The following is a 24,604-nucleotide window of genomic DNA, read 5'->3' on the forward strand; positions in this document are numbered from 1 at the left end:
TCGACAGCACATACGTTTACGCATGTGCTTGGTTTGAATTTATTAACGTAGTAAACGGTTTGTGTTTGAGGTTTAAATTAATAATTCCATCGCTAATTTTTTGTAATTCATCATCAAGATGTGACACATAAATCATCGGTATCGCATACTCATGTTTTAACTCTGCTAAGTAATTTAAAATAACCACTTTGTGATTATGATCTATGCCGGTCAGTGGTTCGTCAAACATCAGATAACGCGGCTGGCTACTGAGTGCTCGTGCAATAGCCACTCGTTGTTTTTCTCCTCCTGATAAGTTGGCCGGTCGGCGACTCAGTAAATGGCCAACATCTAAGGTTTCGATTACTCGCTCAAATTCAAATCCTGGTAAAGCGCGTTTGTTACCTTTAAATTGAATGTTTTGCGCGACGCTTAAATGGGCAAATAATCGTGCATCTTGAAATACGAAGCCAATATTACGCTCGCTGGCGTGGACAAACTTTTTTTGTTGGCTGTGTTGCCATTGTTGCTGGGCAAATTCAACATTGCCGTGGACATGTTGCTCAAGCCCCGCAATGATCCGCAGTAAGGTGGTTTTACCGCAACCCGAATCGCCTTTGATCCCTAAACAGGTGATTCCGTCAGGCGTTTTGAGCTGATAACTCAAGGTCTGCACTGGCAAGGTGAGTTGGCAATCAACATTTAGCATAATCTTGCTCTTTACGTTTGAGAATATTGATCATCACCAAGGTGATTACCGCAAATATTAGCAGCGCTGCAGAAAGGTTATAGGCTTTGGCATAATCCATAGTCTCTACTGCGTCAAAAATAGCCACAGACAACACTTGGGTTTCGCCTGGGATGTTACCGCCGATCATTAAAATAACTCCAAACTCACCTACCGTATGTGCAAAACACAATAACGCTGCACTGATAATACCGTGCTTACATAAAGGTAATGTTACCTGAAAAAATGCCTGTGCGGGGCTTGCTCCCAAAGAATGAGCGGCATCGAGAACTTTATTATCAAACTGTGCAAACGCGGTTTGCAGTGGCTGCATTGCAAACGGTAATGAATAAAACAGTGAACCTAATAAAATACCAGAAAACGAAAAGGCCAGTTGCTGACCAGTTAAAACTTCAAATTGATGGCCAAGAATAGTTGTTGGCGCAAAAGCTATTAATAAATAAAAGCCTAATACTGTGGGTGGCAACACTATAGGCAGTGTGACCAAAGACTCAATCAACCGTGATACTAAAGAGCGACTATTATTAAGCCACCATGCTAGAGGGATGCAGAGCACCATAAGTATACTGCTGGTTAACAGCGCCAGTTTAAAAGTGATCCAAAAGGCCATCAGCTCGGTACTGCCAAAACTCATTGGCTAACCCCTTGATAACCTGCCTGGCTAATGATCAGTTGCGCATTGGGCGTTGCTAAATAACGCATAAATACGAGTGCGGCGTCGCTCTGTTGCTGGCGGTTTAATACCGCAACAGCCTGAGCGACTTGGTAACGCTCATCCAGTAGCTGAAATTGCGCCGCAGGAATATGTTGTTCAAGTATATGACTATACGCAACAATGCCTAAATCGACAGTTTGTAATCGGGTAAACTGAAAGGCTTGAGCGATATTACTCCCTTTTATTTGCTGGCAGTGACTCAAAGCTTGTTGATCTGCAATCACTTCTTTCGCAGCAATACCATATGGCGCATAGGCTGGATTAGCAATCGCGATACGGCATTTACTTGGCAACGTTGTTAGCTGATGGGCGTAACTAGGATCTGTTTTGGCACTATAAAACGCGACTCTACCATAGGCGTACAGCTCGCTACTGCTGGCAATCCCCTGCTCTAGCAATTGTTGTGGGCGTAATTGGTCTGCGGCAAAAAACAAATCAAACGGCGCACCTTTGATAATTTGTTGATAAAGCACTCCCGTTGATGCACTCGAAACTGTTATTGAGTAGGTGTGTTGGCGCTTAAAATCGTCAACAAGGGTCGCTAAAGTCGTTTTAAAATTACTGGCCACAGCAAGACGTAGCGGTTGTTCTTGGCTATAAACAAGGTAACTTGGAAAACTAATTAGTAGGCAACAAAGCCACAACATCGCTTTGTTCATTATTGTTCCCAACGCGCTTTAGCGGCAACATCGCTTGGATTTGCATCAAGCCAAACTTGTTGGCCGTTTTGGTTTTCTTTTTTCCAAAATGGCGCTTCACTTTTTAAGTAGTCCATTACATATTCGCAGCAGCTAAACGCATCGCCTCGGTGTATAGCACTGACGCCAACATAAACAATTTGGCTGTTTAAGCCGAGCTCACCAACACGGTGGATCACGTCAATATGATCCACTGCAAATCGAGTTTTAGCACGGCTGCAAATATCCGCTAAGATCTTTTCGGTCATCGCAGGGTAATGTTCTAAAAATAGCTTACTGACATTTTGCCCGTGATTAATGTCGCGCACTAAGCCAACAAAGTTAACAATTGCCCCGCTTTGTGGGCTTTTTTGTCGTAATTGATTGGTAAGCTCACCTAGATCAAAGTCTTCAGTGCATACTTTGATCATTCTAACCTCCCGTAACCGGCGGAAAAAAAGCGACTTCATCGCCTTCATTGATAGATGCTTGTTCTTGCGCCATGGCTTGGTTTACGGCAACTAAGGCATGTTGGGTTGTTAAAAACTCTTGCCAGTTAGCGCCTTTTTCAGCCAATAATTGGCGTAAACTGGCAACATCAAGTGGATTATTAATGGCTAATTGCAATCGTCGGCAGTCTAACAACTCTGCTAAACGGCCAAAAAATAGTAAAGTGATCATAGCTACTCCAAAACACCTTACACTTCACATATTGATCGCTGCTGCAAAGTGCTGGTGTACATATTATTAATGGTCTGTATTGATGAAATGACCTGATTTTCCGCCTTGTTTTTCAATTACTTGAATATTGCCAATGTGCATGCGAGAGTCTACTGCTTTGCACATATCAAAAATGGTTAATGCTGCAATTGAAGCCGCAGTTAACGCTTCCATTTCGACCCCTGTTTGGCCAGTGAGTTTTGCTAATGCAGTTATATCAACGCGACAGGCTTGTTCATCTAAACTAAAGTCTATCGCTACTTTTGATAACATTAATGGATGACAAAGAGGAATTAAATCAGCACATTTTTTTGCCGCTTGAATACCCGCAATTCGTGCTACTTGCAGTACGTCACCTTTTTTGTGCTCATTATTCTTTAACAACTCAAATGCCGCAGTCGACATAGTAATACTTGCATTAGCAACGGCTTGGCGACAGCTGGCTGGTTTATCACTAACATCAATCATGCTTGCTTTGCCATGTTGATCAACATGAGTAAGCATTAGGCGCTCCTTGTTGTGCATTTATCAGCGAGTGATTTTTTTACATGAGGAACAAAGTTACATGGCCCGTGGAGACAATTTAATTGTTCTTTTAAAATACCTTCCCACGCTGTTTTACAGGCATTGGTTGAGCCTGGCATAGCAAAGATAATGACTTGATTAGCAAGCCCTGCCAATGCTCTTGATTGAATGGTGGAAGTACCTATTTGTTCATAGGAAATGGCTCTAAATAATTCACCAAACCCTGCAACTTCTTTATCAAATAGTGGTGTAAGAGCCTCTGGCGTTGAATCGCGTTGAGTAAACCCAGTGCCGCCAGTAACTAAAATGGCTTGTACATCATCGCTGGCAATCCACTTTGAGACAATAGCGCGAATTTTATAGACATCATCAATTACAATGGCTTTATCAGCTAGATGGTGGCCGCTTTGAGTTAGTCCTTCTACTAAAGCTTGGCCAGAGGTATCGGTTTCTTCTGTACGGGTATCCGATACAGTTAAAACCGCAATATTAAGAGGGGTAAATACTTTGTCTTTTAAGTGGGACATACGAGCTCCGAGAATATGTGATAACGGTTAACGCACTGCATGCGTGTGATTATTTGTTACTGTGTTAATAACGGCATCCCATTGTTGTGGGGTGTTGGTATTGCACAAACGATTTGGTTCAGGATGGAGCAGTTGTTCGGCTTCAATAAAACATAGCATACCTTTGATTGAGTAATTTCCATCACTGCTAAGTTGTTGTTCAATATAAGTCCTTAATGAATTGTTAACAACAATAATGCAAGGTAAAAAAGACTGCGAGTAATACACCGAGCGTCTTGTGTTGGCTGCATAAGTCTGTAAGTGGATTATTGCTGCACTCTCTAGTAACGGCATATCAACGGGGATAACCGTCAATAAACAGTGTTCAGGAAGTTGTTGTAATACAGCATCAATGCCTGCTAAGGGGCCTTTATGCTTGAATCGATCGTTAATACCTTGATGATGATTACGACTGATCAACACATGTTGACATAGGCTTGCCCGTAAACGCTGTAGCATGTGCTGTAACAACGTATGTTGATGCCACATCAAGTCGGCTTTATCTACGCCCATACGGGAAGATTGCCCGCCAGCTAAAACGACGCCAAAATGTTCCATATTAGCCTCCTAGCATGGCTAGATCAGTGGTTGCTCCTGAATAACCTTGATGTAGAAAATGTGAGCCTGTTTTATGCGTTAAAAACTGACTAATGGCGTCATCGAGATGTTGTTCATTATTAGCATCAATAAATGGGCGTAACCCATAGCCTGTATCACCAAATAAGCATAAATGTAGTTTTCCCTGTGAGGAAACGCGTAGCCGATTGCAGGTGGCGCAAAAGTCTTTGCTATAGGGGGCAATAAAACCGACCTTGCCAATGGCTTGACTGTGACTAAATTCACGTGCAGGACCAGCATTTTTTGCTCGTAGAGTTTCAACCCAGCCAGCAGATAATAAACCTCTGCCAACTTCTTCGGCGCTGACATGGTTAACATTAAAATAATCACCGTTGTCGGCCGTTTGCATTAGTTCAATAAATCTAAGAGTAAGAGGTTTGTGCTTAGCCCAATTTATTAACTGCTCAAGCTGCTGATAATTATATTGTTTAAGTAAAACTGTGTTGACTTTAACCTGTTTTATACCGATGCTGATTGCATCATCTATGCCTTGCAAGATGGCATCGAGATTATTACGGCCGATAATGGCTTGCATCATCCGTGGATCTAAACTATCGCAGCTGACGTTAATGGTATCAAGCCCTGCTGATTGCCAACTTTTTATATGTCGTGATAACTGATAGCCGTTGGTGGTAAGCGCGACTTTATCAATACCTGGGGTGTTTTTTACCAACTCAATAATTTCACTTAGATCACGTCGTAACGCAGGCTCTCCACCCGTAATTCGTACTTTATTTACGCCGTGCCGAGCAAATGATTTAACAATTGCGGCAATTTCATCTAATGATAAATAATGTGCCTTATGGTCACACTTAAAGCCATCAGGCAGGCAATAGTTACAACGATAGTTGCATAAATCTGTGATTGATAGGCGTAAATAGCTAAAGCTACGCCCTTGAGGGTCTAGTAACATTGTCAACACCTTTCCAAATAGAGGGAGGCTTAAAAATTTCTTTTTAAACCCGGTGGCTCAGCCACGGCTTATTTACCATGTTATCAACGAAGGCAAACGAGCTCGGAGTTGTCTTAATAGTTAAAATAATATGAGGCTTAGCTTAAATACACTATACAACTGGGTGAGTAGCTTGATACTGCACGACTACCTATATTGAGGTATTTTTATTTTATAGTATTGATCTTTATTACTATTTTAGTATTTTTGAGACGTGATAAAAACTTAACAAAATAGCGAAAGAATGATCAACATCAATAATTACTAGATCGTATTACAAGGTGTATTGAATTTATAAATAAACAGCCGTATAACCCAATTGAATTATCTATAATGAGTCTTACCATGACTAAACAGCACACTGGATCTGCCAAGCAACTTGATGATGCACAAACATTACGCTATTGCCGCCATATTTTATTGCCGCAAATTGATTTTGCTGGCCAAGAAGCGCTCTTAAACGCAAAAATATTGATAGTTGGTTTAGGCGGCCTTGGTAGTAGTTGTGTACCCTACTTAGCCAGTTCTGGCGTTGGCCAGTTAACTTTAGTTGATTTTGATACGATTGAAGTCACTAATTTACAACGCCAAGTGATTTATCAAGAATCGCAATTGCAGCAAAATAAAGCTTTGGCAGCCAAAGCATTTATTGCAGGCTTAAATAGTCAGTGCCAAGTTAATGCGATTGCTCGTAAACTCACGGATGATGAGCGTGAAGAGTTCGTTAAAAGTCATGATGTGGTGATCGATTGCACTGATAACTTAACCATTCGTCAGCAACTTAATCAAAGCTGTTTTAATCATAAAACCCCTTTAGTGTCTGGTGCTGCTATTCGCTTTGAAGGTCAAGTTACCAGCTTTAATTATGCGCCAAATACTCCATGTTACAGCTGTTATGCTCGAGGGTTTGGTGAACAACAGTTGAGTTGTGTTGAAGCGGGAATTTTTGCCCCTGTGGTGGGGGTTGTTGGCGCGATGCAAGCGCTGGAAGCACTGAAAATTATAACTGCAGTGGGCGAGCCATTATTTGGTATATTGCTCTTCATTGATGGCCTTACATCGCAGCAGCAACAGTTTTATTATCATCATGATAAAAATTGTCCAGTATGTGGCTGATTAAATAACTCGTTCAAGCTTACATAATGTAAGCTTGAACGAGTTATGAAGCTTAAAAAAATTACATGCTTTGCATACCTGCAATTTGATGCCAGTAGCCATTACACTCTTTAGCGTTATCTAGGGCCATAGGGTAATGGCCGTCTTCATTAGCGCGAAAACGGTCAATCATAATCAAGGTTTGCTCTGATTCAGGGCTGAGTCTTACTACATCAACTAAGCCTTGCATTGCTGGCTGTTCATTAATTAAATTATATCTTTGCCCTGATTGTGTTTGAATCCCATTGACGACAAATATTTGTTGCTGATCTTGGGTGGTTACTTGGCGGCCTGTAGGGTAATCGATGCAGCATAGTTGGCAATCATCTTTTGCTCTATCAAGGGAGCGAGCTGTAAAACACCGAGATGAGTAGGCCAAAGGTAAATGACCATAGCTAAATACTTCAATCTCTAATGGTAAGTTTTTGACTAATTCACTGCGTCGAATTGTGGCCAGCCAGTCTCTAGATAACTCCACGGGCATAACCCAACGTTTCATTCCTAAGTTATGCAGCAATGCCACTGTTTCTCCGTTATAGCAGTTAATGGCTGCACCGGTTACAAATGGCACTTGGTGTTTTGATAAATGTTCAACAGCAGCAAGATCATTTGCTTCAACAGTAAAACCTAAATTATCGCAATAGCGCCTAAGCATAAATAAGTCAGATTGTGTTTCTAATAAGGTCATCGTTGATAGGCATACTTCTTTACCTGCTTTTTTTAACTGATGAGCAATATGTAGCCAATCTTTTAATTTTAACTCGCGGCGTTTTGCGCACACTGTTTCGCCTAAATAAATAATATCTGCGCTGCTATCGGCGGCTTGTTCGTAAAATGCCTCTACTTTTGCTTTCGGCCAATAGTATAGAATAGGCCCTAGTGCATATTTCATCTTCTCGCTCCTACTTCCATTTTTTATGATAGGCACCCAGAGTAGTCTGCGAGCCTTCACTGTATGATGTTAAGCATTGACGCATTGCATCATTGGCTGAAAATTCCGTCGGTTGGCGGATACAATTATCAATTGCACTTCGCCAAGTCTTGCTAATATCGCGAACATAAGTGGGGCTACGTTGGCGTCCTTCAATTTTGATTGCTTTAATACCTAAGCTGTATAACTCAGGCAATAATTCCATACTATTTAAACTAGTTGGCTCTTCAAGCACGTGATAAAGATCATCATCAACACTAAAACGCCCTTTACATAATGTGGGATAACCAGCATTTTCATTTTCAGCAAAGCGGTCGATTAGCACCCCATTCAAACGGCTTTCTAAGACCGTTTCTTGCTGATGTTGAAGAGTTTGATAATCAACAAACTTTGCTGGAGAGCAAACGCCGGCTGTATTGGGTGATTCGCCAGTTAAGTAAGAAGATAAATAACAACGCCCTTCAGCCATAATACATAAGCAAATACTTCAAGCTCCACATCGCAGCTGCGTGCGAGCTGCCTGATCTGATGAATCGATAGCACCCGTGGCAATACAACTCGGGTAACATTAAATTGATTTTTTAAAAATGCGATAGCACCCACGTTAGTAGCAGATACTTGCACAGATGCATGTAGTTCCTTATCTGGATAATATTTTGCACAGTAGGCCAGTACTGATAGATCGGCAACGATTAACACATCAGCGCCTAGCTGCACCGCTTTATCAACAGCGCTTTGCCAGCGTTGTGATTGTTCTGGGTGAGCAAAAGTATTAATCGCAATGTGCAAACGTTTATGCCGACTGTGCACATATTCAACGGCAGCGTGCAGTTGCTGGTCTGAAAAGTTTAAACCTGCAAAATTGCGTGCATTAGTTTGGTCGTTAAACCCTATGTACACCGCATCGGCACCATTATCTATAGCTGTTTTCAGCGATTTTAAACTCCCCGCAGGGCATAAAAGTTCCATTGGCAGCTCCTTTGAAAATGAATGCTAAGCATAGTTTTAGATGTTAAAAAAACTTTGATCTAGATTAATTTTTACAACATGATGCCACCCCTTACCTAGCAATTGTCATTTCACAAAAAAATGATATCCCAAAAGAAATAGCACTAAGAATCTTAGTGGTAATTTTGCATTAGCAGAGCATTAATTGATTTAGAATAAAGTGAAACGTCTGAAGCAGCGCTAATTTAGCAGTACTTAGTATAAGGATTAAATAATGATCATGTATTTCAATAAGTATAAGGAACAGGCAATAACAACAGTTGTTAGCAATATACCCCGCTGTGCCGCTCACCTTTTAAAGCTATTACCTAGCTCCCTTACGAATACTAGCTTAACGCAATTACTCAATCGCATCTTTAGAGACGAGTTAGCCAATGGCCAGCTTGATTACTTACAAAAAAAATGGCTCAAGCTTGAGATCAGTGATTTACAACATTGCTGGTTTATTAGTCGCAATCAACAGGGCTTTATTGTGCAATCTCAAGCACAACAGAGTGTCACCTTTACTGGAAAATTTAATGATTTTAGTTTGCTAGCCGCAGGTGAAGCAGATCCAGATATGTTGTTCTTTAATCGTCGTTTGCACATAAGTGGTGAAACGGAACTAGGCTTATTGATCAAGTCAACTCTGGAAAACCTTGAAGTTGAGCGACTACCAATAGCAATAAACTTTATTAATCAACAGCACAGTCGTTTATTGCAAAAATATGGCGGACTCAATAAACTTAAAAACCGCTAGGTATATATACTCACTCTTGGTACCAAGTAAAAATATTGCATAACCACATAGTGAATAGATGGTTATGCATAAAGATTCACAGCCTATTTACTGACATGAACCACAGCAAAAATCTTTACCATGTGCTGGTGTCTCGGTTTTTCGCTCAACAAACAATACATTATTTTCTAAATGAATATGCTCATGTAAATCGTCTTGTAACTCTTTTAATCCACTGTAGAGTAATCTCCACGTACCGCAAACGCCCTCAGGTAAGTTTAAATTGTTGGTCAGCTCATTTATTTTGTTAATTTCATTTTCATGTTGCTGGTGCTCTTCTTCCATAACTGAAATAGGGCCGCTAGGATAAATGCCTTGCGATAACATAGGAAAAAGAATTTGTTCTTCCTTCATCATATGGCTTTCAAGCTCTTGCAGCATATTATCAAGGTGGATAGCTAAACCAGTAGGGACATTTTCGTGATCACTATGAGCCTCTTCAACACGCATCGCTAAATGTTTTAATTCAGGTAGTTGCTCGCGATGGCGCTGATGAAAGCGTGTGTAAATGTGTTCTATCAATTCTTGGGGAGACGCATCTCGCCATTGCTGTTCAGCAAGGTGTACACGTTCGTTTAAATTATTCATAAGGTAACTCCTATTAACTAACTTCAAACTAACCATCGTTATGTCACGGTTAATACTTTTACTGTTGTTGCTAACTGCAACAACTAAGCCAAGTTCTACCCCCTTGTGATTATTGACTCTGCAAGGTGACAAGGTACTATCAACCCAATTAATTAAGGGTATTTTTAACCCATAAAGTCAATTTAACCATGTTACAAGAAAGCCTTTTAGCAGATATGCTCACCGAGCAGCCTGCAGCAATTCGTTTGCAAAATGTAGTTAACACATTGCGCCGTCATTTTCATTGCGGTGCAGTGGTGTTACTGAAATTAGATAATGACGCACTTCAACCGATAGCTATGCAAGGACTGGTTAAAGAAGCGCTTGGCCGTCGTTTCATGGTCACTCAACATCCACGATTAGCCTCTTTATTGGCTTCGCGTAGCGCTATCAGATTTGCATATGACTCTTCATTACCCGATCCCTATGATGGTCTTCTTTTCGAGAAACCAGGTAACGCGCTAGCAGTTCATGACTGTATGGGGATTAGCCTGTATTTAGAAAATAAATGCTGGGGCGTACTGACATTAGATGCACTACAGCCTGGAACCTTTAGCGACGATGCAATACTTGAGTTACAGACGTTCAGTTTATTTGTTGAAACCGCTATTCGTATTGGCCAGTTAGAACAAAATGTCAGAGCATTACGACAAGGGCAGCAACATGTTATACCTCAAGCGGGAAGATGCGAAGGCAATGACTCAGAAATTATAGGCCAAAGTAAAGTCATTAACGATGTATTGAAAGAGTTGCGAGTCGTTGCAAGTGCCGATTTACCAGTGCTATTACTAGGTGAAACCGGTGTCGGTAAAGAGCTGTTTGCTCGCCAATTGCATTTGTTATCCCAGCGCAGCGATAAAGCGCTTATTTATGTTAACTGTGCAGCGTTACCTGAGTCACTCGCTGAAAGTGAGCTTTTTGGCCATGTAAAAGGCGCCTTTTCCGGTGCAACTGGAGACCGTGCTGGACGTTTTGAAGCTGCTCATGGCGGTACTTTGTTTTTAGATGAGGTAGGAGAATTACCTTTATCCATACAGGCTAAACTGCTTCGTGTATTACAAAATGGTGAAATTCAACGACTAGGTTCAGACAAATACCGTAAAGTGGATGTACGATTAATCACAGCAACTAACCGTAACTTGCGTCAACAGGTTGGTAATGAAACCTTCAGGGCTGATTTATATCACCGTCTGTCAGTATATCCCTTACTAATCCCACCACTGCGTGAACGCGATGAAGATATCTCTATTTTGGCAGGTTACTTTCTTGAGCTTAACCGGACTCGTTTAGGGCTTCGCGCACTGCGTTTATCGCCAGAGTCAGAACTCGCCATACAACAATATCAGTGGCCAGGTAATGTGCGTGAATTAGAGCATGCAATAAGCCGTGCCGCAATAAAACTGCTTAGTCATGGCGTTGAGAAAACAGATATCGCAACGATTGAACCGCAAATGTTAGATTTAGATGTACAATTACCACTTTCCAATGCTGCAACAATCAATGAGACTGACGTTGTCAATGCGTTAACTACACGCCATATTTCAATGAAAGAAGCGGTGAACTATACACAACGAAAAATGATCACCGCCGCATTAAGTCGTCATAATAATCGCTGGAGCAAAGCTGCTAAAGATTTGCAATTAGACGCTAGCAATTTACACAAAATGGCAGATCGACTCGGGATGAAATAATGACTGCTTTGCTGAGGACCTTGTTTTGGCGCATACTCGCATTACTGTTTATATTATTAGCAATTATCGGTATAGTTTTACCTGTTATGCCAACGGTTCCGTTTCTAATTGCTGCTCTATGGGCTGCTAATAAAGGTTGGCCACAACTTGAGAGCTACTTAATAAATCACCCTAAATATGGAGCAGACATAAAAGCCTGGCGTGATAATAAAGTGATCAAGCCTCGCTCTAAAATAATCGCTTTAACAATGATAGCAACTGGCTATGGCGCGTTATGGTGGTTTTTTCCGCAATTGCCATATTGGTTAAAAGGAGGAGTTGCTGGCATATTAATAATTGTCAGCGGTTGGTTAGTAACACGCCCTAGTTTTGTAACTAACGATAATAAAAGCCCCTCATGATAACTTATGCTTTAACTGCTGACTCATTTTATGTGCCCAGCCAGCAGCTAAATATTATCTCCTAACTTAACCTGGGTTACCGTCTGCACGTGGTGTAGTTAATACATTAAAATAAACAACCACATAAATACCATAAGCCAAAACCCAAGTTAATGTGCTAAACATAAGCCATTGACTGGTCATCTCGGGAACTAACCAAGTTAAGAGTACGCGCATTAACACAGCTAAAATAACCAATAAAAAAGCACCCGACATAATTAATTTAGGCTGAAGTGGACGACCACTGTGCCCCAAAGATACACGAGCTATCATACTGAGGATCATACCGCCCATAGCGCCCACTGTTAGTGCGTGCATAGCAATACTTTGGGTCAATTGAAATCCGGCATAATGCAGTGCAAATAACGCCATACCAATCGGAATAAACCAGTAAGCGATATGCAGTGACCATAATAAAGGAACCCGCCAAGTGACCCATATTTTCCACCGCGCTCCTCGAATACCAGCCGCTAATGCAGCAACAGCAAATAAAAATGCCATAACCGAGTTAGGTAAATGAATATGAAGATTCAAAAAGTGAACGACAAAAATAAACCATAAACTCATTAGCGCGATACGCTCTAGCCATAAAATAGGCTGCACTTTAGCGGTCATGGTGCCATTGGCAGTAAACATTGGCATCACTCGCCCGCCAATAATTGCCATTAATATAGTTACCAAAAATACCGTATTATAAGCACCCAGCAGTTGCATATTATAGTGTTGAAAATGTAAACCATAATGCATTTGCAAGTTACAAACAGTCAGTAACAATAAAATTGGTATAAAGAATAAATTTCGAGTTTGCTTTACCTTCAATACCATGCGTCCAAATAAAAAAGCGGCAACAGGTAAAAGACTGATATCAACTGCAACAACTAACCACCAAGGCAGTTGACTACCAAACAAAAAGCAAAGTCTCGCTGCTGCCCATAAAACACACAAGATCAATAAGGTGTTACCATGGGGTGCTCTAAGTCCAGTCCAGTTTTGCACGGCGGTAAGTAAAAACCCCAATACAATAGCAACCACAAAGCCAAATAACATTTCATGACTGTGCCAAAATATACTATTGCCATACACCGGTAAGCTGATTTTTCCAGCGAGTGTTAAACCCCACAACAAAATAGCTAATGCACTAAAGCCTGCCCCCAATAAAAACAGCGGTCTAAAAGCTTGACGTAAGATAGGAGTTAACTGATCTTCTTTTTGTCTGTCTGTGATTTGCATCGTGGTTACTACTTAATTATCAACGTATCTCTTTGCAATATATCTTGTCTTTACTGGAAAATCGACTCATTTTGCTTCGCAAACAAGCTATTACCTCTTCGTTGTTACTATTGTTTTTTAACTGCAAATAATTACTCATTAATTGGTAGACCCCTCCCCTTTACAAGGCTTTTCACAGCCATAAACACTACCCTTAAAGTGGCATTATCTAGGTGTTTTCGTAATTTATAGCCTCCTGATAGTAAAGCATTTTATTACGCATAATAGTAAAGTTTGCCTATCTGATTTAATAGATCTAACTGGAGGTCTTTCATGAATAAACCCCTGTCTGTTACAGGTGGTCAACGCAACCGGGCACTTGTTGCTTCAACATTGGCATTCACGCTGTGTTTTGCGGTTTGGACCATATTTTCAATCATCGGTATTCAAATAAAGGTTGATTTTAACTTAACGGATACTCAATTAGGTTTATTGATGGCAACACCGATATTAACGGGTTCTATTAGTCGACTATTCTTAGGTATTTGGACTGACCGCTATGGCGGCCGTAAAGTGTTGGGTATTTTGATGCTGCTAACCGCAGTGTGCGTATATTTACTCACATTTGCTAATAGCTACATTATGTTGCTAATAGCTGCACTGGGGATTGGCCTTGCCGGTGGCTCATTTATTGTTGGTGTTACTTATACTGCCGCTTGGTTTAGTGATGCAAAAGAAAAACAGGGTACAGCATTGGGCATTTTCGGTGCTGGTAATGTTGGCTCCGCTATTACCAATTTTTGTGCACCGTTTTTATTAATTGCCTTAGGTTGGCAAGGGACCGCACAAATATATGCCACCGTATTAGCTATTGCTGGGGCTATGTTTCTGGTTCTTGCAAAAGAAGATCCATTAAAAGAAAACCGTAAACAGCTACAACAACAAGGTTTTTGGGAGCAGTTATCCCCGCTGGGCGATATTCGCGTTTGGCGCTTCTCACTTTATTACTTTTTTGTGTTTGGTGCTTTTGTGTCACTCGCCTTATGGCTGCCACATTACCTTATCGGGGTGTACGATCTTGATATAAAAACCGCCGGTATGATCGCGGCATTATATACAATCCCAGCTTCATTGTTTCGTATTTTAGGCGGTTGGATGTCTGATAAATACGGCGCTCGTAAAGTGATGTATTGGACATTTATAGCATCAGTTATTTGTACTTTCTTACTCAGTTATCCAAGTACAGAATATGCAGTTAAAGGTGTGCACCAAACTTATAACTTCCATTTAGAAATAACCTTGGCTGGATTTGTCTTTCTTACTTTTGCCTTAGGCTTTTTCATGTCCTTAGGTAAAGCCGCTGTCTTCAAACATATTCCTGTTTATTATCCTAAAAATGTCGGAGCAGTCGGTGGTGTTGTTGGTATGATCGGCGGTATTGGTGGATTCTTACTACCTTTAACGTTCGGTATGCTTAATGATGTTATAGGTGTGTGGCAAAGTAGCTTTATGTTGTTATTTGTGATTTCTGTCACTGCGCTTGCGTGGATGCACTTTGCTATTGTGAAGGCTGAACGAGTTGAATACCGCGAAGACAGACAAGAGCGAGATTTACCTGAATTTTCTACTCCGAACTCAATGGTATTGGATGATTGGCGTCCTGAAGATAAAAGCTTTTGGGATGCAAAAGGTAAGCGCATTGCAACACGTAATCTTTGGATTTCGATTCCGTGTTTATTCTTAGCATTTGCGGTGTGGACCATCTGGAGTATTTTAGTGGTTAAAATGCCTAGCCTTGGTTTCCCTTATAGTTCCAATGAATTGTTTTGGTTAGCAGCCTTACCTGCGTTATCTGGTGCTACTTTTAGAATATTCTACAGCTTTATGGTGCCGATATTCGGTGGCCGCCGCTGGACGGCAATCTCAACAGCATCACTATTATTGCCGTGTATTTGGATTGGTTTCGCAGTGCAAGATACTAATACATCTTATATGGTGATGTTGATCCTTGCATTATTATGTGGTTTTGGTGGTGGTAACTTCTCATCAAGCATGTCTAACATTAGCTTCTTTTATCCGCAAAAAGAGAAAGGTGGTGCATTAGGAATGAATGCAGGCCTTGGTAACTTAGGTGTTTCGGGTATGCAATTATTGGCACCTTTGATCATCGCTGCGAGTGCTTTTGGTGGTATGGGAGGTGATCCTCTGGTTATTCAAGAGGGCGCGAATGCAGGCCAGCAAGTGTGGTTGCAAAATGCAGCTTTCCTGTGGATCCCATTTATTATCATCGCTTCCGTAGCTGCTTGGTTTGGAATGAATGATATTTCATCAGCAAAAGCCTCATTTAGTGATCAAGCCATTATTTTCAAGCGCCCTCATAACTGGATCATGTGTATTCTCTATCTAGGCACTTTTGGTAGTTTTATCGGTTTTGCGGCAGGTTTTCCTTTGTTATCAGGTATGCTATTTCCGCAAGTTGACCCTACCGCTTATGCCTTCCTTGGGCCGTTAGTTGGCGCATTGACGCGTCCCGTTGGTGGCATTGTTGCTGATAAATTAGGTGGCGCAAGAGTTACTTTTTGGAACTTCCTACTGATGATTATCGGTGTTGTTGGCGTCATGTATTTCTTACCTGAGGCCGGCTCTGAGGGGGACTTTTGGGGCTTCTTTGGTGCATTTATATTGCTGTTTATTGCAACTGGTATTGGCAATGGCTCGACCTTCAGAATGGTCCCAGTGATTTTCTTAAACCAACGTAAACGTGAACTTGGTGATACCGATGAAGCAATCAAGCAGGGCAATAAAGAATCGGCAGCAGTTATTGGATTTATTTCAGCTTTTGCAGCCTATGGTGGATTCTTTATCCCGAAAGCATACGGTTCGTCTATTAGTATGACAGGTAGTGTTTCAGCGGCGCTGATTGCTTTTATTGTTTTTTATGCTGTTTGCAGCGTCATTACATGGTGGTTCTACTCACGCAGCAAAGCACTAGATCCTTGTTAAATGCCATTTAACAAATCTACCAAATCCCGGTTATGCATCAATGCTAATCGGGATTTTTATTTTTACAATCGTACATCACACAATCTGTAAATGCCCTTTACAGTATAAAAGCTGGCCAGTTTTTATTCATCACGATAAGATGAGTTTACTTAAAATAATAAGAACTAAAATGAATGTTAACTTGAATTCAAGTATTAAGTGCAATCATTATGCAGCCACCAGAACTTCTGATTGCCCCGTAAATAATTCATGAGGGGTTTTATACCCTCTTGTTTTTCTTGGCCGATGGTTGAGCTTATCAACTGCCGCCTGTATCTCTGCTTCACTTAGCGCCATAAAGTCAGTTCCCTTGGGGAAGAAGCGTCTAAGTAAGCCGTTGGTATTCTCATTTATGCCCCGCTCTGTAATGGTCTAATGAAACTGGACAGGTTTATAGCGTAAAATGAGCTAAACCCAAAAGGTATCACTATGACCAGAAAATCAAAAGTAACACTCAGTGCACAACAAAAACTTGAATATGCCAAATTAATGGTAGAAGAAGGTTATACCAATAAGCAAATTGAAGAGATGTCTGGCGCAGGAAAGTCAGCAGTATCACGTTGGAAGCAACAATATCTATCTGAGCTAGATGGTAAGAGCCCGGGAAATGTACAAGCACTCACACCAGAACAGCAACGTATTCAATTGCTAGAGAAGCAGCTACAGCGAGCTTTAAGGGATAATGATATATTAAAAAAAGCCACCGCTTTCTTCATTCGCGACAATCAAAATTTAAAGTAATTAAAGCGTTGAAGAAAGCGACCCCAAGCTATACGGTATCTGAGTTGTGTCGTGCTTTAGAAGTCAGTACAAGTAGTTATTACTATGCGCCCGTCGCGCCAAATAAGTCAGAGCAGGCACTGCTGGAGTTAATTAAATCTATCGCTGACGATTCTGGTTATACGTATGGTAGACGCAGAGTGAACGTTGAACTGAATGCGTTAAATCATACGATTGGAATATATAAAACAGCGGCACTGATGAAAAAGTTGAATATAAAAGCCATCAGGCCGAAGAAAAAACATTACTACCCTAACTCAGGTGATGAACATAAGTACGCACAGAACCTCTTAAAACGAGAGTTTAACCCTGATTCACATAACACGCATTGGGTCGGTGATATTACCTATATCAGGAACCATCAAGGGTGGAGCTACTTGGCCTGTGTGTTAGACTTATCAACGAGGGAAGTTGTAGGGTATGCCTTATCAACAAGCCCAAATGCTGAATTGGCTATAGCAGCATTGAATAATGCTATTAAGCGTCAACAGCCGGTTCTTAATCAACTGATGTTTCATTCCGATCAGGGGTGTCAGTATTCTGCGGCCTCGTTTAGAGCTCGGTTATCACAACTAACTATAACGCAAAGTATGAGTCGTCGAGGTAATTGTTGGGATAATGCAGTAATGGAGCGATTTTTTAGAAGTTTAAAAACAGAGCGACTGAATCGCCTGTCATTTATAAATCATCATTCAGTTATAAGTGAGGTGGACAATTATATTCAGTTTTACAATTACAAACGTAGGCATTCTACGCTTAATTATATGACGCCACATCAGAAATATAATGAATTAAAAAATGCCGCTTAGAATCTCTACAGAATTTGTTGACCATTACACTCCCATGATGAATAGGGATGAGCGAAATACACATCAGCTTCTAATTTTTGTGCAACATGCTCATGGTGAGCAAACTCTTTTCCATTATCTAACGTCACGGTAATAACCTTACCTTTATATGGTGTCATACACGTGATCAGCGCATCGGCTGTTATTTTCGCATGCTTGCTTTCAATTCTGTGAACGACTGTATATAACGTTTTACGTTCAACCATTGTGACAAGCGCATTTTTACGCCCTTTACCTATCACTGTATCGCCCTCCCAATCACCAATCCTAGACTTTGAATCCACAATACTTGGGCGTTCATCAATGCTGACTCGATTAACTATCTGTCCACGTTTATCATAGCTTCCATAGCGTTTTTTATACTTTTTACATGCACGAGTGAGTGTCTTATGTAGCTTGCCACCACGAGCCTTGTCTCTGTAAATATATTGATAAATTGTTTCATGATGTAAAACGACCTGTTTCTCTAAAGCTAAGCGGCCTGCCACTTGCTCAGGGGAAAGTCCGTCATGCAACAATTTATTAATCCAGTGAGTGACGTCCTCTGTTAACTTACTTGCTTTGAAAGATGACTTACGTCTTTGTTCAGCAAAGTTATTGGCTTGGTTAGGCCGATAGCCTTTAAGTCCTTTATTGCGTTTTAGCTCTCTAGAAATAGATGACGGTGAACGAGTTAGTTCTTCAGCTATCTGCTTTTGGTTATTTCCTGCTTTTATTAACGCGTAAATCTGGTATCTTTCTTCTTGTGTCAGCTGTTTATATTTCATTAAAGCAATTTCCTTTGGCGAGAAAATGGCCGAATTATAACAGCTGGCCATCTAATCTGAGAAATTGCACTTATTATCCGAATTTAGGTAAATAAAACCAACGCATTAATTTATTTTTTAGCCTTTAGCAGCGGCTTTAGTATCATGGGTATTGAACTGTTAGGTGGGCGAATTTTAGCGCCATTTTTTGGCAGTAGTGTGCATATTTGGGGCAGTATTATTACGGTGTTTATGCTTAGTTTATCGTTTGGCTATCTGCTTGGTGGTAAGTTATCAATTAAACGCCCTTCGTTAACTAAATACGGCTTAATATTTTTATTGGCGAGTGTTATGGTGGTGCCCATTGCATTGTTTGCAGAGCCGATAATGGCGTTTATTTTTACTCACATTGAAGATAGCCGCTATGGCTCATTGCTAGCTTCTACCGCGTTATTTTTTATTCCAACGATCATCCTTGGCATGATCTCTCCTTATTCAGTACGTTTATTAGTGACCGATAGCGAACACAGCGGCCAAGTTGCGGGTGGTTTATATTTTGTCAGCACCTTAGGCAGTGCGCTCGGCACTATTATTACCTCGTTTTATATGGTGCTCGCGTTTGATGTGAATACCATTATTTTAGGCTTCGCCACTACCTTGGGGTTCCTAGGTTTGCTGGCGATTGTAGTCAATCAATTAACTAACAAGGAGAGTAAACATGTTTAAGTGGGTTATGGCTGTCTTATTGTTAACGGCTTTTAGTGCTTACGCTGACGTTATTCACCAAGAGCGTTCGCTTTATCGTAATATTTTGGTGGAAGAAAACGGTGATTTACGTTGTTTAAAGTTTGACGAAAAAACCCGTAGCAGTAGCCAAAGCTGCATGTATAAAAGCAAGCCTCAAAAGTTAGTGTTTAACTATACTAAGCTTACCTTTGCCAGTTTGTTGATGATAGATAATCCGCAAAATGTACTGATTATAGGCCTTGGCGGTGGCTCTTTATCAAATATGATCCATGAGCTATACCCTGCTGCTAACATTGAAAATGTTGAAATAGACCCTGCGGTGATCAAGGTCGCGCGTGATTATTTTGATTTTAAAGAAACTGATAAAGTGACTTCAAAAGTTCAAGATGGGCGTATTTTTATAAAACGCGCCGCACTTAAGCAGCAGCAATATGATTGGATTATTCTCGATGCCTTTAATGGTGATTACATCCCAGAGCACTTACTGACGAAAGAGTTTTTTGAGGAAGTAAAAAGCGTGCTCTCGCCTAATGGTATTGTGGCCGCTAATACGTTTTCATCAAGTAAGCTGTATGAACATGAATCGGCAACTTATCATGCTGTATTTGGTGACTTCATTAATGTTATCACTGAAAAAAACAGTAACCGCATTATTTTGGCTGGCTTTGATAACATGCCAACAGAGCAAAGTATTACTGAGCGTGTAAAAAAATTACGTCCGTTATTGTCCCCTTATGATGTGGATATTAAAGCGATTAGTAAAGGTATGCAGTCCACCAAAAATAATCAAGACTGGCCAAGTGACACTAAAATTCTGACTGATCAATACTCTCCTGCTAACCTACTTAATTTTTAAATTCGCTACTTAATGGCCAGCTTGCTGGCTATTAAAAATCCAAGAAAAATTTATTTAAATCAAATTATTATATATTACATGCCTGCTTAGAACGGCCCCTTTTGGAAAGTAAGTACATAAACGCAATATTTACTTAGCATGCTAACTACTGTAAACTAGTTAGCATGCTAAATAAATGGAATATGTTATGACTTCACCAATGCCTTTTCATGAAACGTTAGATTTAACCCTATGCGGCAATATGGGCCGCGTACATCGTTTGTGCCGAGAAGCGATCACTGCAGCAGTTGAGCCATTAGGTTTAACACAATCGCGTTGGATTGCGATGATCCACATAAACCATCTGTCAGAGGGGGCAACGCAACAACAGTTAGCCCACAGTTTAGGGATTGAAATGCCTTCACTAACTCGCACGGTTAAACAGCTTGAGCAGCAACAGCTAATTACTCGACGCGTAGATGAGGACGATAAACGCAGTAGAAAAATTTATTTTACTGAGCAAGGTCAGCAATTGCTGAGTACACTTAAAGTGTTGATCGTCGATGTTAAGCAGCAACTGTATGCGGGACTGACCACAGCGCAATTAGATACGATGGCGTATGGACTAGTACAAATGGAAGAGAATGCGCGCCGTTGTTTAACACTTTTAAGCCAAGAGAAATAAAGAATGACACCAGATCAAAAATTTGCCCGCTATGTAAAAATATCATTAGTTGGGTTTATCTTATTATTTGCCTATTTTGTAGTGGCTGATATGTATTTACCGGTGACGCCACAAGCGCGAGTTTATCACCCGGTTGTACAAGTAACGCCGCAAGTTAGTGGCCGTGTTAATCAAGTGTTGGTGAACAATAATCAAGCGGTAAACAAAGGCGAGAGATTATTTTTAATTGAAGCGGCACCATTTCAATTAGCGGTTGAGCAAGCACAACTGGCTTTTGCCGATGCGCAGTTACAAAACCAGCGCTTAGATAGCAGTGTTAAGGCGATCGAAGCACAGCTGGCTGCGGGTAATGCCAAATTACATGAGCAAACGTTGTTATTTGATCGCAGTGAATCCTTATTGAAAAAACGCTCTATATCAGAGCAAGAATATGAAACCATCAGTGCTAATTTTCAATCGAGCAAAGCAAATGTGGCGGCGATCGAGGCGCAATTAACCGAGGCAAAATTAGCACGAGGTCAATTAGGAGATGACAACCTTGCGCTGCGTCATGCGCGGAATCAATTGGCCCAAGCGGAGCTTAATTTATCGTACAGCACAGTCACTGCAGATACCGATGGTAAAGTAGCAAACTTGCAAGTTAGCACGGGGACTTTTGCTAGTAAAGGCCAGCCACTGTTAGCCATTGTGGCAAACAAAGCCGATTTAGTGGCTGATTTTCGTGAAAAATCATTAGCAAATTTTGCCTTAGGTAGCCGAGCTAAAGTCACATTTGATGCACTTCCTGGGCAGGTTTTTGACGCCAATATTGGCTCATTTGAAGCGGGTGTAAGTGATGGTCAACTTAGTGCGAATGGTTTACTTAGCAGCACCGAAAATAGCAATCGTTGGGTGAGGGATGCGCAGCGTCAACGTATTCATATTAATTTAGAGCAGCCGCAATTACTGAGTAAGTTACCCAGTGGGGCACGGGCTACAGTGCAATTATTACCTGAATCTACAATAGGCCAATGGTGTGCCAGTGCACAAATTCGTTTGATCAGCTTACTGCATTTTATTTATTAAGGGGACGTCATGTCAGCACCATATGTCCTTGATAAAAATGGCCTTCGTCAAGCACTTCGTATCGCCGGTGGCAGTGCCCTAGGCTTTAGTTTGTGTAAGTTAATGAATTGGCCTAATGGGATTTTCTTTACCGTTTATCCTATGTTGTTACTTGGTTTAGTGCCGATTTTAAATGCGCATATTATTCGTCAGTTTTTTGCCAGTGCCGCATTTAGCGCATTATTTGTGTTGATTGTGCAAGGGTTGTTTTCGCATTTACCTGTGATTATGACCATGTTGAGCTTTTTAGCATTTACGTTTTTATTTTATCAAATGAGCCGTGGATCTAACTTTTTATTTGGTGCTTTGAGTGTGGTGAGTTTATCTATTCAATTGCACTTTGCCAGTTATGTCGGCAATGGCACCAGTATTTATCCGCTAATTATAAGCAATGGTTTAGCGGTTGTAGTCACGGTACTGACCGCGGTATTAATGCACTTTATGTTTCCTGATGTTGCCCCGCGCCAAGCTCGCGTAATGCCAACTAAAGCAAAAGAGAGCATTCGCCATGAAGTACTGTTATGTGCAACTGTTGCGACGCTGTCATTTGTACTGTTTCAGGTGTTTGATTTGCAAGACTCAATATCAGCGCAAGCAGCCTCGATTTTAATTTTGTTTCCGTTGTGTTGGAAAGCGGCTGGTATGGCTGGCTGGCAACGAGCAATCGGCACTCTAATTGGCTGTAACTTAGCGTTGGTGTCGCAGTTATTTTTATATAACCACACTGACATTTTGCTTTTTCCAGCGCTGATATTGTGGATTTTGACCTTTATATTTAGCCGTTATCATATTATCGGCGGCGGGATCCCAGGTGTTGGTTTTGGTATCATAACCACCTTTGGAATTTTATTTGGTCAGTCACTTGGGCCTGGACAAGACTTGATTTACAGTGCGCTGTATCGATTTTCATCGGTTTCTGTGGCAATCATAGTTAGCTTATGTGCGGTGTATATTATGCACCATATTCTTAATCGGTTTAGTGTGACGCGTCACCATACTTTTGAATAGTTGAATAATAACCGCCTTAGTCAGTTCCTTATGCACTAGGGCGGTTATTATCTTGTTATACTAAGTGTGTTTAAATAATGATCACTGTGGCGTGAGTTCATAAACCACTAATTAGCACAATGGCTACTCAACGATGCGCAAAGCTGGTTTATTACGAGTGTTATTTTCGTGGGATCAGCCATAAAGTCAGCCCGCCTGCGAGTATGCCCCAAAATGCAGAGCCAACAGAGAACAGAGTAAGATCAGAAGCCGTCACTAAAAAGGTGATCATCGCCGCTTCCGTATAATAACTGTCTGACAACGCTTGCTGTAAGCTCGAGGCAATGGTGGTAAATAAGGCGATACCAGCGAGAGCTAAAATTAGCGCTTGCGGCAAACTTGCCACTAAACCCACTAGAGTCGCTGCTCCAATCGCCATCAGGATATAAAAGCCACCGCCCGCGATACTTGCCCAGTAACGCTTTTTAGGGTCGCTGTCGGCATCTTCACTCATGCAAATTGCCGCAGTAATAGCTGCTAAATTAATGGCATAGCCACCAAAGGGGGCGATCAAAATATTAGTAAGGCCAGTCACGTTGAGCGCCGCAGAAACAGGTGCAGGGTAGTTATGGGCTTTTAACACCGCAATACCGGGTAAGTTCTGTGAGGTCATAGTGACAATATAAAGTGGAATACCCACGCTAATCATTGCTTGTAAATTAAATTCAGGGCTAATAAACGCAAACTCACTCATTTTCCATTGCCAGTTGCTGGTATCAATTTGCCCTGTGACGCCCGCCATCACAAAGCCTGCAATTAGCACCATGAGCATAGTAAAACGTGGCATGAGTCGTTTACAGATCAAATAGACCAATACCATGACCCCGATGAGTAACGGTTTTTCACTCATAAAGTTAAATACATCAATGCCAAATGTCACCAGCACACCCGCTAGCATAGCGCAGGCAATTTGGCTGGGAATACGCTCCATTATTTTTGCAAACCAGCCAGTAATACCGGAAATAAACACTAATAAGGCGCTAAACATAAATGCGCCCACCGCTTGGTTTAAACTATAGCCTTGGGCACTGGTGATCAGTAAAGCGGCGCCGCTTGTTGACCATGCAATTAAAATAGGAATTTTATAATAATACGATAAACCAATTGAGGTAACTCCCATCGCAAGCCCTAACATCAGTACCCAGCTGGCAACTAAGTCAGCAGTGCCACCGAGTACAATAACGACTTGATAAATAAGAGCGATTGAGCTGGTAAAACCAATGATCACAGCGACTAAGCCTGCGGTTAAGCGATTTAATAGCTGATTTGAAAGTTGCATGAAATTCCTAAAGCGATAAGTCTTATCGCTCTAGTTATACATAAATATTGCAGTGATGCTAGTCGCAGTAAGCTATTTTTGACTAAGGTATTACTCGCTTAAGTAAACATTAACAAAATTTAATGTTCTCTCCACCTTGCCGATATTTATAG

General features: G+C 41.1%; 25 protein-coding genes, 2 pseudogenes and 1 riboswitch. Of the genes and pseudogenes, 11 read left to right on the forward strand and 16 right to left on the reverse strand.

Annotation, left to right across the window (positions count from 1 at the left end):
- Nucleotides 1–16: 16 nt before the first annotated feature.
- The 9 genes from NDQ71_RS21920 to moaA all read right to left on the reverse strand — a co-directional run bounded on the left by NDQ71_RS21920 (nt 17) and on the right by moaA (nt 5,461).
- The gene (locus NDQ71_RS21920; RefSeq protein ID WP_257324108.1) at nt 17–688 is read right to left on the reverse strand and encodes an ATP-binding cassette domain-containing protein; all 672 of its coding nucleotides are present in this window, start codon (nt 686–688) and stop codon (nt 17–19) included.
- The gene (gene modB, locus NDQ71_RS21925; RefSeq protein ID WP_301562743.1) at nt 675–1,361 is read right to left on the reverse strand and encodes a molybdate ABC transporter permease subunit; all 687 of its coding nucleotides are present in this window, start codon (nt 1,359–1,361) and stop codon (nt 675–677) included. The genes NDQ71_RS21920 and modB overlap by 14 nt, the downstream gene beginning before the upstream one ends.
- Nucleotides 1,358–2,101 carry a molybdate ABC transporter substrate-binding protein gene (gene modA / locus NDQ71_RS21930; protein ID WP_257324110.1) on the reverse strand — a complete coding sequence of 248 codons (744 nt, stop codon included), beginning with the start codon at nt 2,099–2,101 and terminating at the stop codon, nt 1,358–1,360. The genes modB and modA overlap by 4 nt, the downstream gene beginning before the upstream one ends.
- Complete coding sequence (locus tag NDQ71_RS21935) at nt 2,101–2,550, reverse strand: molybdenum cofactor biosynthesis protein MoaE (protein ID WP_257324111.1); 450 nt, start codon at nt 2,548–2,550, stop codon at nt 2,101–2,103. The genes modA and NDQ71_RS21935 overlap by 1 nt, the downstream gene beginning before the upstream one ends.
- Before the next feature lies 1 nt (nt 2,551).
- A complete protein-coding gene (gene moaD / locus NDQ71_RS21940; RefSeq protein WP_257324112.1) occupies nt 2,552–2,800 on the reverse strand; it encodes a molybdopterin converting factor subunit 1 in 249 nt (82 codons plus the stop codon).
- 66 nt (nt 2,801–2,866) lie between these two features.
- On the reverse strand, nt 2,867–3,343 hold the full coding sequence (moaC, locus tag NDQ71_RS21945; protein WP_257324113.1) for a cyclic pyranopterin monophosphate synthase MoaC: 477 nt from the start codon (nt 3,341–3,343) through the stop codon (nt 2,867–2,869).
- On the reverse strand, nt 3,343–3,891 hold the full coding sequence (gene moaB / locus NDQ71_RS21950; protein ID WP_257324114.1) for a molybdenum cofactor biosynthesis protein B: 549 nt from the start codon (nt 3,889–3,891) through the stop codon (nt 3,343–3,345). The genes moaC and moaB overlap by 1 nt, the downstream gene beginning before the upstream one ends.
- 27 nt (nt 3,892–3,918) lie before the next feature.
- A complete protein-coding gene (locus NDQ71_RS21955; protein ID WP_257324115.1) occupies nt 3,919–4,488 on the reverse strand; it encodes a molybdenum cofactor guanylyltransferase in 570 nt (189 codons plus the stop codon).
- 1 nt (nt 4,489) lies between these two features.
- The gene (gene moaA / locus NDQ71_RS21960; RefSeq protein WP_301562744.1) at nt 4,490–5,461 is read right to left on the reverse strand and encodes a GTP 3',8-cyclase MoaA; all 972 of its coding nucleotides are present in this window, start codon (nt 5,459–5,461) and stop codon (nt 4,490–4,492) included.
- Nucleotides 5,452–5,581, reverse strand: a riboswitch (molybdenum cofactor riboswitch). (Overlaps the previous gene by 10 nt.)
- Nucleotides 5,582–5,845: 264 nt before the next feature.
- Here moaA and moeB point away from each other — a divergent pair.
- Nucleotides 5,846–6,616, forward strand: coding sequence for a molybdopterin-synthase adenylyltransferase MoeB (moeB, locus tag NDQ71_RS21965; protein ID WP_257324117.1), 771 nt, complete (start codon nt 5,846–5,848; stop codon nt 6,614–6,616).
- A 61-nt stretch (nt 6,617–6,677) separates the two neighbouring features.
- Here the strand turns inward: moeB and NDQ71_RS21970 are convergent, their stop codons facing one another.
- Both NDQ71_RS21970 and NDQ71_RS21975 read right to left on the reverse strand, forming a co-directional pair.
- Complete coding sequence (locus NDQ71_RS21970; RefSeq protein ID WP_283708804.1) at nt 6,678–7,547, reverse strand: U32 family peptidase; 870 nt, start codon at nt 7,545–7,547, stop codon at nt 6,678–6,680.
- Nucleotides 7,548–7,557: 10 nt separating this feature from the next.
- A pseudogene (locus NDQ71_RS21975) lies at nt 7,558–8,555 on the reverse strand (peptidase U32 family protein).
- Nucleotides 8,556–8,808: 253 nt separating this feature from the next.
- Here NDQ71_RS21975 and NDQ71_RS21980 point away from each other — a divergent pair.
- The gene (locus NDQ71_RS21980) at nt 8,809–9,333 is read left to right on the forward strand and encodes an SCP2 domain-containing protein (protein WP_257324120.1); all 525 of its coding nucleotides are present in this window, start codon (nt 8,809–8,811) and stop codon (nt 9,331–9,333) included.
- Nucleotides 9,334–9,420: 87 nt separating this feature from the next.
- Here NDQ71_RS21980 and NDQ71_RS21985 read toward each other — a convergent pair whose 3' ends face one another.
- Nucleotides 9,421–9,960: a hemerythrin domain-containing protein gene (locus NDQ71_RS21985; protein ID WP_283708805.1), complete on the reverse strand. Its 540-nt coding sequence runs from the start codon at nt 9,958–9,960 to the stop codon at nt 9,421–9,423.
- Nucleotides 9,961–10,148: 188 nt separating this feature from the next.
- On the opposite strand from NDQ71_RS21985, the gene norR reads away from it, so the two are divergent.
- Together norR and NDQ71_RS21995 are read left to right on the forward strand one after the other, a co-directional pair.
- The gene (gene norR / locus NDQ71_RS21990) at nt 10,149–11,690 is read left to right on the forward strand and encodes a nitric oxide reductase transcriptional regulator NorR (protein ID WP_301562745.1); all 1,542 of its coding nucleotides are present in this window, start codon (nt 10,149–10,151) and stop codon (nt 11,688–11,690) included.
- Nucleotides 11,690–12,091 (forward strand): YbaN family protein, encoded by a 402-nt coding sequence (locus NDQ71_RS21995; protein ID WP_283708807.1) that lies wholly within the window; start codon nt 11,690–11,692, stop codon nt 12,089–12,091. The genes norR and NDQ71_RS21995 overlap by 1 nt, the downstream gene beginning before the upstream one ends.
- Nucleotides 12,092–12,157: 66 nt before the next feature.
- On the opposite strand, the gene NDQ71_RS22000 is transcribed toward NDQ71_RS21995, so the two are convergent.
- On the reverse strand, nt 12,158–13,360 hold the full coding sequence (locus NDQ71_RS22000) for an NnrS family protein (RefSeq protein WP_301562746.1): 1,203 nt from the start codon (nt 13,358–13,360) through the stop codon (nt 12,158–12,160).
- Between the two features lie 312 nt (nt 13,361–13,672).
- On the opposite strand from NDQ71_RS22000, the gene NDQ71_RS22005 reads away from it, so the two are divergent.
- Nucleotides 13,673–16,342 (forward strand): MFS transporter, encoded by a 2,670-nt coding sequence (locus tag NDQ71_RS22005; protein ID WP_301562747.1) that lies wholly within the window; start codon nt 13,673–13,675, stop codon nt 16,340–16,342.
- Between the two features lie 207 nt (nt 16,343–16,549).
- On the opposite strand, the pseudogene NDQ71_RS22010 reads toward NDQ71_RS22005, so the two are convergent.
- Nucleotides 16,550–16,744, reverse strand: a pseudogene (locus tag NDQ71_RS22010) (transposase); the annotation flags it as partial.
- Between the two features lie 66 nt (nt 16,745–16,810).
- Here NDQ71_RS22010 and NDQ71_RS22015 point away from each other — a divergent pair.
- Nucleotides 16,811–17,970, forward strand: a protein-coding gene (locus tag NDQ71_RS22015; protein WP_086962489.1) for an IS3 family transposase whose coding sequence is annotated in 2 segments (ribosomal slippage) — nt 16,811–17,084 and nt 17,084–17,970 — 1,161 coding nt in all. Because the reading frame shifts where the segments join, the coding sequence is not laid out codon by codon here.
- 5 nt (nt 17,971–17,975) lie between these two features.
- Here the strand turns inward: NDQ71_RS22015 and NDQ71_RS22020 are convergent.
- The gene (locus tag NDQ71_RS22020) at nt 17,976–18,776 is read right to left on the reverse strand and encodes an IS30 family transposase (protein WP_301562748.1); all 801 of its coding nucleotides are present in this window, start codon (nt 18,774–18,776) and stop codon (nt 17,976–17,978) included.
- 144 nt (nt 18,777–18,920) lie between these two features.
- Here NDQ71_RS22020 and NDQ71_RS22025 point away from each other — a divergent pair, with 144 nt between their 5' ends.
- The 5 genes from NDQ71_RS22025 (at nt 18,921) to NDQ71_RS22045 (ending at nt 23,134) form a co-directional block, all read left to right on the forward strand.
- The gene (locus tag NDQ71_RS22025; RefSeq protein ID WP_301562749.1) at nt 18,921–19,481 is read left to right on the forward strand and encodes a fused MFS/spermidine synthase; all 561 of its coding nucleotides are present in this window, start codon (nt 18,921–18,923) and stop codon (nt 19,479–19,481) included.
- A complete protein-coding gene (locus NDQ71_RS22030; protein WP_283708811.1) occupies nt 19,474–20,358 on the forward strand; it encodes a spermidine synthase in 885 nt (294 codons plus the stop codon). Before NDQ71_RS22025 ends, NDQ71_RS22030 begins: the two co-directional genes overlap by 8 nt.
- Before the next feature lie 187 nt (nt 20,359–20,545).
- Complete coding sequence (locus NDQ71_RS22035; protein ID WP_283708812.1) at nt 20,546–21,022, forward strand: MarR family transcriptional regulator; 477 nt, start codon at nt 20,546–20,548, stop codon at nt 21,020–21,022.
- Between the two features lie 3 nt (nt 21,023–21,025).
- Nucleotides 21,026–22,087, forward strand: a complete 1,062-nt coding sequence (locus NDQ71_RS22040) for an HlyD family secretion protein (RefSeq protein WP_283708813.1) — start codon at nt 21,026–21,028, stop codon at nt 22,085–22,087.
- Nucleotides 22,088–22,096: 9 nt separating this feature from the next.
- Nucleotides 22,097–23,134 (forward strand): DUF2955 domain-containing protein, encoded by a 1,038-nt coding sequence (locus NDQ71_RS22045; protein ID WP_283708814.1) that lies wholly within the window; start codon nt 22,097–22,099, stop codon nt 23,132–23,134.
- A 160-nt stretch (nt 23,135–23,294) separates the two neighbouring features.
- On the opposite strand, the gene NDQ71_RS22050 is transcribed toward NDQ71_RS22045, so the two are convergent.
- Nucleotides 23,295–24,452 carry a benzoate/H(+) symporter BenE family transporter gene (locus NDQ71_RS22050; protein WP_301562750.1) on the reverse strand — a complete coding sequence of 386 codons (1,158 nt, stop codon included), beginning with the start codon at nt 24,450–24,452 and terminating at the stop codon, nt 23,295–23,297.
- Nucleotides 24,453–24,604: the final 152 nt, after the last annotated feature.

The organism is Pseudoalteromonas sp. KG3 (assembly GCF_030436385.1).
In the GTDB taxonomy this organism is placed as follows: Bacteria; Pseudomonadota; Gammaproteobacteria; order Enterobacterales; family Alteromonadaceae; genus Pseudoalteromonas; species Pseudoalteromonas prydzensis.